Source organism: Pseudomonas sp. 24 E 13 (genome assembly GCF_900004715.1).
Lineage (GTDB): Bacteria > Pseudomonadota > Gammaproteobacteria > Pseudomonadales > Pseudomonadaceae > Aquipseudomonas > Aquipseudomonas orientalis_A.
The window spans coordinates 57,681-65,439 of sequence record NZ_CVTO01000064.1 but is presented as its reverse complement, the minus strand read 5'-3'; the positions used below and the strand labels follow the sequence as shown (position 1 = coordinate 65,439).

At 65.8% G+C, this 7,759-nt stretch carries 1 protein-coding gene; it reads right to left on the bottom strand.

The window, feature by feature from the left end; all coding sequences use genetic code 11:
- A partial coding sequence (locus tag BFP90_RS03580; RefSeq protein WP_141688909.1) for a non-ribosomal peptide synthetase occupies positions 1-7,290 on the bottom strand: 7,290 nt, incomplete at its 3' end.
- Positions 7,291-7,759 lie beyond the last annotated feature (469 nt).

The window sequence follows — 7,759 nt, the reverse complement described above, 5'->3', positions numbered from 1 at the left end:
GAAGAACTGCTCATGCTCGGCCACGCTGACCCCCAGCCGCGCCTGGGCCACGTAGTTGCGAAACGGCGCGGCTTCGGGCAAGTCATCGGCCTGATCCAGCATGAAGGCACGCATCTCCTGGCCCACCACTTCCATGGCGGTATGGTCCAGGGCCAGGTGGTGGAACAGCAGGATCGCCGCGACACGCTGATTGACCGGGTCCTGGGCGTAGACCATGCGCAGCAGCGGCGCCTGGGTGATGTCCAGCCGGTAGTGCCGCGCATCGAAGCGCGCATGCAGTTGTTCGATGATGCCGCCGTCGGCCGGGTCCAGGCTGACGGCCTGCACCACCAGCTGCGCCTGGCGCCACACCACTTGCACCGGGCTGTCCAGGCCTTCCCAGACCACCCCGGTGCGCAGAATGTCGTGGCGCGCCACCACCTGTTGCAGCGCGCCCATGAAAGCGTGCAAGCGCTCAAGGCTGTCGAACGCCATGCGCGATTGCAGCAGGTACGGGTCGCCCTGTTCGGCGCTGATGTGGTGATAGAGGATGCCTTCCTGCAACGGCGCCAGCGGGTAGATATCCTGCACGTTCGCCGCACCGCCCGGCACGTTGGCCACGATGCGTTCAATGGCGGCTGCGTCGAGTTGCACCAGGCTGAGCATCGACGGGTTGATGTGCGTGCAGCCTGCCGGGATGCCATTGGCCGGCACCACGATTTCGCGCCCGCTGCCCACCGCCGCCGCCAATGCCGCGAGGCTAGGCTGGCTGAACAGCACGCGTACATCGGCGCTCAGGCCGACGCGGCGCATGCGCTCGATCAGGCTGACGGCCAGCAACGAATGCCCACCCAGTTCAAAGAAATGATCATGCCGACCGACGCGCTCGAGCTTGAGCACGTCCTGCCAGATCTGCGCCAGCAGGGTTTCCACCTCGCCCTGGGGGGCCTCGTAGGCACGACTGAGCAGGGCCTGCGGGTCTGGCGCGGGCAAGGCCTTGCGGTCCAGCTTGCCGTTGTTGGTCAAGGGTAAATGGGCCAGCGGCATATAGGCCGAGGGCAACATGTAGTCGGGAAGCAGGCCTTGCAGGTGGGCGTGTACCTCATCGATGCCCAGCGCGGCGTCGGCCCAAGTGAAATAGGCCACCAGGCGCTTGTCCCCCGGCACGTCCTCACGGGCCAGCACGGCGACGTCGCGGATGCCCGCGCAGCTCGCCAGACGCGCCTCGATCTCGCCCAGCTCGATACGGAAACCACGGATTTTCACTTGGTCGTCGTTACGCCCAAGGCATTCGAGCAAGCCGTCCACCGACCAACGCCCAAGATCACCCGTGCGGTACATCAAGGCGTGGGGCTGTTCGGAAAACGGGTCGTGCACGAACTTTTCGGCGCTCAGGTCCGGGCGGTTCAAATAGCCCTTGGCCACGCCATCGCCGCCAATGCAGATTTCGCCAGTGATGCCCAGGGGCACCGGCTGCAACTGCGCGTCCAGCACATAGATCTGCGTATTGGAAATGGGCCGCCCCACCGGCACGCTCTCCACGTCATCGGCAAGTGCGCGCACTTCGTAGGTGGTGGCGTAGGTGGTGGTTTCGGTCGGGCCATAGCAATGCACCAGGCGCAGTGCCGGTGCCTGGGCCAGCAGGCTGCGGAAGGCGGCCGGGTCGGCGCGCTCGCCGCCGCACAGCAGAATGCGCAGGCCGGCCAGTGCCTCGGGGATCAGTTGCACATACTGGTTGAACAGCGCGGTGGTGACGAACAACACCGTGGCACCCGCCAGCTCGGCGCCGAATGCCTGCGGGTCGAGCAAGGTAGCGTGGTCGATTACCTGCACCTGCCCACCGTTGAGCAGCGCGCCCCATACATCCATGGTGCTCGCGTCGAACGCCGGGTTCGACGCAAAGGCCACGCGGTCCTGGGCATTGAAGTCGGCGTAGCCGTTATTGATCACCAGCCGGGTAATGCCGCGCTGGGGCACCAGTACGCCTTTGGGCGTGCCGGTGGAGCCGGAGGTGTACATGATGTAGGCCACGCTGTCGGCGGACTGTTCCCGCTCGGGATTGTCGGCCGACAGCCCGTCGAGGTTCAGCCCGGCCAGGTCGTCCAGCACCAGGCGGGCGCCGCTGTCCTGCACCATGAAGGCCTGGCGTTCGGCCGGCGCATTGACGTCCAGCGGCACGTACACCGCCGCGCACTTGAGCACGGCCACTTGGCTGACCACCAGGTCGATGCCGCGCGGCAGCGCCAGGGCCACCGGCTCGCCAGGTTGCACGCCCTGGCCGATCAGGTAGTGGGCCAGGCGATTGGCGCGGCGATTGAGGTCGCGGTAACTCAGGGACAGCTTGCCCTGCACCACCGCCACCGCTTCAGGCCGTGCCAGCGCCTGGGCTTCGAACAGCTGTGCAACGCTCAGATGCGCAGGGTAATCGCGGCGACTGGCGTTGAACTCCACCAGCAGTTGCTGGCGCTCTACCGGCGGTATGATCGACAGCGTTTGCAGCGCGGTGGTCGGCGCCTGTTGCAGGGCCGTCACCAGGTGGCGCAGCGCGGTCAGCATGTAGTCCGCCACGCGCTGCACGTCCAGCGTGGCGATGCCTTGCACGGTGAGGGCAAAGCCTGTGCCCAGATCATCGACGTTGAGCACCAGCGGGTAGTTGCTGCGCTCTTCGGAGCTGAGTACCTGGATGCCGGACGCGGCGAACGGGCTGTCACCCGGCGCTTCATCCGGTGCGCTGTGGCGATAGTTGAGCAAGGTACTGAACAGCGGCAACGACGCCGGCACGCCACTGCAGCGCTGGGCCAGCGACAACGAGGCATGTTCGTGCCCGAGCAATTGCGCCAGGCGTGCGTGGGTGGCGCGCACACCGGCCTGCACGCCCGTGGCGCCGAGGCTGACCCGCAGCGGCAAGGTGTTGATGAACATCCCCAGCGCCCGATCGGCGCCCTCGCCGCCCTGCATGCGCCCCAGCAACACGGTGCCGAACACCACGTCGCGCTGGCCGGACACCTGGCTCAGCACCTGCGCCCAGGCCAGGTGCACCAGGCTCGCGGCACTCACGCCCAACTGCCGCGCCTGTTCGCGCAGGGCCAGGCTCAGCCCCGCCTCCAGCGGCAGATGGGCTTCGACGATGCCGCTGCCGTCGCCATTCACATCCTGCAAGCCGAAGGCCAGGGTCGGCTCGTCGATATCGCCGAGCATCTCGCTGAAGAAAGCTTCGTGCTGCGCCTGACTCACACCGAGGCGCGCCTGGGCCACGTAGTTGCGGTACTGCACCGCGTCGGGCAACTGCGCGCTGCGGCCGCACAGGCTGGCACTCATCTCTTGCACCAGCACGTGCAGGGCGGTGTGGTCGAGCAGGATATGGTGCAACAGCAGGATGCCGACCAGGCGCCCCGCTTCCTCGCTGTACGCCAGGCGCATCAGCGACGCGCGTGACAGGTCCAGGCGATAGTGACGAGGGTCGAAGCGCTGTTGCAGAGACGCCAGGGCATCGTCGCCCGTGGCCTCGACCCGCTCGACCGCCAGGGGTGCCTGGCGCAGCACCACCTGCACCGGTTCATCCAGGCCTTCCCAGAGGATCGCGGTGCGCAGGATGTCGTTGCGCTCGATCACGCTGTGCAGCGCCTGGACAAACCCGTCCACCGCCGTCTGGTCAGCGAAACTGAACTGCACCTGCAACACGTAGGGGTCGCCCTCTGCGGTTGCCAGGTGATGGTAGAGAATCCCGGCCTGCAACGGCGCCAGGCCATAGATGTCCTGCACATTGGCGATGCCGCCGGGTATCGCCTGGATGATGTGGTCGATGGCGGCCTGGTCGAGGTCGACCAGGGGCAGCATGTCCGGGGTGATGGCCGCGCTGTGTTCTTCAATGAGATTGGCCGGCACCTGCACTTCGTGGTGCCCGCCGACCGCCGCCGCCAGTGCCGCCAAGGTCGGCTGGCCGAACAGCACGCGCACATCGGCGCTCAAGTCTACCTGGCGCATGCGCTCGATCAGCTTGACCGCCAACAGCGAGTGGCCGCCGAGCTCGAAGAAATTATCCTCGCGCCCCACGCGGTCGACCTTGAGCAAGTCCTGCCAGAGCGTGGCGATGGTGGTTTCCACCACGCCCTGGGGCGGTGCATAACCGCGCCGGGCCAACGCGTCGGTATCAGGTGCGGGCAAGGCCTTGCGGTCGAGTTTGCCGTTGGTGGTCAGCGGGAACCGCTCCAGCAGCACAAAGGCAGCGGGCACCATGTAATCGGCCAGGCTCTGCAGCAAATGGTCGCGCAAGGCGGCCGCAGTGGGCGCGCCGTCGGCAATTACGTAGGCCACCAGGCGTTTGTCGCCGGGGGTGTCCTCCCGGGCAATCACCACGGCGTCGCGCACGCCGTTGGCGGTGGCCAGGTGGGCCTGGATTTCACCCAGTTCGATACGGAAACCGCGGATCTTCACTTGGTCGTCGTTGCGCCCCAGGTACTCGACGCTGCCGTCGGCCGACAAGCGGCCAAGGTCGCCGGTCTTGTACATGCGCAGGCCGGTGGCCGGGTCGTGCAGGAAGCGTTCGGCGTTGAGCGCGTCACGGTTCAGATAACCGCGCGCCACCCCGGCGCCGCCCACATACAGCTCACCGACCACACCGAACGGCAGCGGCTCGCGCTGTGCGTCAAGGATGTACAACTGCAAGTCCGGAATGCGCACGCCAATCGGGCTTACGCCGACCAACTGCGCATCGGCCGCTTCCAGCGCGCGGTAGGTCACGTGCACGGTGGTTTCGGTGATGCCGTACATGTTCACCAGTTGCGTACCGGCATTCACCGCCCGTGCATACCAGGGTTTGAGCATGCCCGGTTCCAGCGCCTCGCCGCCGAAAATCACCTGGCGCAAGGAATGCGCCTGGTCGCTGTTGCCCTGGGCCGCGATCAACTGGCGGAACGCACTCGGCGTCTGGTTGAGGATGCTGACCGAGGCTTCGCAGAGCAGCGCGTAGCACTCATCCGGTGAACGGCTGACCAGTTGCGGCACGATCAGCAACTGGCCGCCGTGCATCAGCGCACCCCAGATTTCCCACACGGAAAAGTCGAACGCGAAGGAATGGAACAGCGCCCACACGTCGTGCTGGTTGAAGCCGAACCAGTGCTGGGTGGCGCTGAACAGGCGCGCCACCTGGCGGTGTTCGATCATCACGCCCTTGGGCTGGCCGGTGGAACCGGAGGTGTAGATGACATAGGCCAGGTTGGCCGGGCTCAGGTGCAGGCACGGATTGACCGTGGCCTGTTGGTGCAGGGCGTCGAGGTCGATCTGCGCCAGGTTGCCCACCAAGTGCCGGGTGTCGGCTTGCACCAGCACCGCCACCGGCGCGCTGTCGCCCAGGGTGTAGGCGATGCGTTCCTGCGGGTACGCCGGGTCGATCGGCACATAACCGGCACCGGCCTTGAGGATGCCGAGCAGGCCGATGATCATCTGCGGGCCGCGCTCCACGCAGATCGCCACGCGCGCGTCGGGGCGCACGCCCTGGGCCAGCAGCGCATGGGCGACCTGGTTGGCGCGCTCGTTGAGTTCACGGTAGGTCAGGCAGCGTTGTTCGAAACGCACGGCAATCGCGTCGGGGCGGGTGGCGGCGTGGGCTTCGACTTGCTGGTGGATCAGGGCGGTGTCGGCGTAGTGCGCGGGGCTTTGGTTTACGGAGCTTTGGTTTACGGAGCTTTGGTTTACGGAGCTTTGGTTCAGGCGGTGCAGCAAGGTATGGCGTTCGGAGTCAGGCAGGATGTTCAGGCCGCTGAGCGGCATATCCGGTCGCTGTTCAAGCGCATCGGCCAGACTTTCCAGCGCCGTGTGCAGATAACCGGCCACGCGTTGCGCGCTGATGGACGCATCGACCATCACCGTCAGCGCAAAGTCTTCACCCAGGTCATCGACGTTGACCGTCAGCGGGTAGTTGGTGCGCTCTTCGGCGCCGAGCACCTGGATACCTTCGGCCACGTCGATCACCGCGTGCATGTCGCTGGCGGCGCTGTGACGGTAATTGAGCATCGCACTGAACAGCGGCGCCGGCGCCGCCACCCCGCTGCAACGCTGGGCCAGCGCCAGGGACGCGTGCTCGTGCTCAAGCAAGGTGGTGAGGCGTTCGTGGGTAGCCTTGATTGCGGCGCGCACGCCTTGCTCGCCGACATCCACGCGCAGCGGCAAGGTATTGATGAACATGCCCAACGCGCGTTCACCGCCCTCGCCCGCGCCCAGGCGGCCGAGCATCACGGTGCCGAACACCACCGACTCCCGGCCCGACACCACCCCCAGCACCCGGGCCAACGCCAGGTGCATCAGGCTTGCCACACCGACGCCCAATGGACGCGCCAGGCTGCGCAGGCGCAGGCTGAGGGCATGCTCAACCGGCAGGCGCGCTTCGTCGATGCCCAGGCCATCGCCCTGCACGTCCTGCAGGCCGAAGGGCAACGTTGGCTCGTCGATGTCGGCGAGCATGTCGCGGAAGAAGGCTTCGTGGGCCTGCTCGCTCACGCCATGGCGCACCTGGGCGATATAGCTGCGAAACGCTACCGGCGGCGCGGCCTGCGCCTGCTTGCCGGCGAGGTACAACTGGATTTCCTCGCGCACCCCATCGAGGGCGGTGTGATCGAGGATGGTGTGATGAAACAGCAGCATCGCCACCACGCGTTCGTTGGCCGGGTCGTCGGCGAACACCAGGCGCAGCAACGGCGCCTGGCCCAGGTCCATGCGATAGGTGCGCGCATCGTAGCGTGCGAGCAGTTGGGCCAGGCGGTCGGCACCGTCCAGATGCGCCTCTTCACAGGCCAGGGTTGCCTTGCGCCACACCACCTGCAACGGCTCGTCGAGGCGCTCCCAGGCCATCGACGTGCGCAGGATATCGTGGCGATCAATCACCCATTGCAACGCCTGGGCAAAGCTGTTCAGACGTGCGCGGCTGTCGAACACGAACTGCGCGTGCAGCACGTAGGGGTCGCCCTGCTGTGCGCGAAGATGGTGGTAGAGCATGCCTTCCTGAAGCGGCGCCAGGGGGTAGATATCCTGCACATTCGCCGCACCGCCGGGGATCGCCGCGACGATGCGGTCGATGGCCGGCTGGTCGAGCGTGACCAGGGGCAGCATGTCCGGGGTGATGCCATAAGCCGGGCTCGACCAGTCGCCGCCATGCGCCGCGACCCACTCAAGCAGTTGGGGTTTATGCGCGATCAGTTGGTCCCACAGCGCGTCATCCAGCGCGTCGTCATCGCCCAGGACGATCAGGTCGCCCTCTTCCGTCTGCAGACGGATCGCATGGGTGGAAATCGCTGCCAGTAATTCGCTGAACTGCATGGGGAAACCCGCCTGATAAGTCACGGTTGAAAAGAATGTCCGTATTCCGTTGTGCCGCTTGAATCGGCTGCTCTGCGCCCTGAAAAAACAACGGGCGCAGCCGGGGGCCTGGAGAGGCTTCCGGCAGGCTTGGAAAATTAAGGGATTTGCGGGGCGGGGGGTGACATGGGAAGCGGGGACAAGGGAAATGGGGAATGGTTCCGGGTTGGTTGAGGGCCAATACTGATCCGGTGGTGTGAGAGCCATTTTTGAGCGTCGTTTCCCACACCTGCATCGCCTGCTGGACATGCATTGTTAAAGGCCAGCAAGCCATATCCCTTTAATTTGCAGGACGTTTCCTAGACAATCCTTCGGCCTTGCGCCTGCTCAATTCACTGGCTAGCCTTCGCTTCGTCGCTGCATATCAGCGATCGGGTGTGGAAACCCGGGAATGAGTAGGCGTCATGATCGTATGCAAACGCTCAATGGC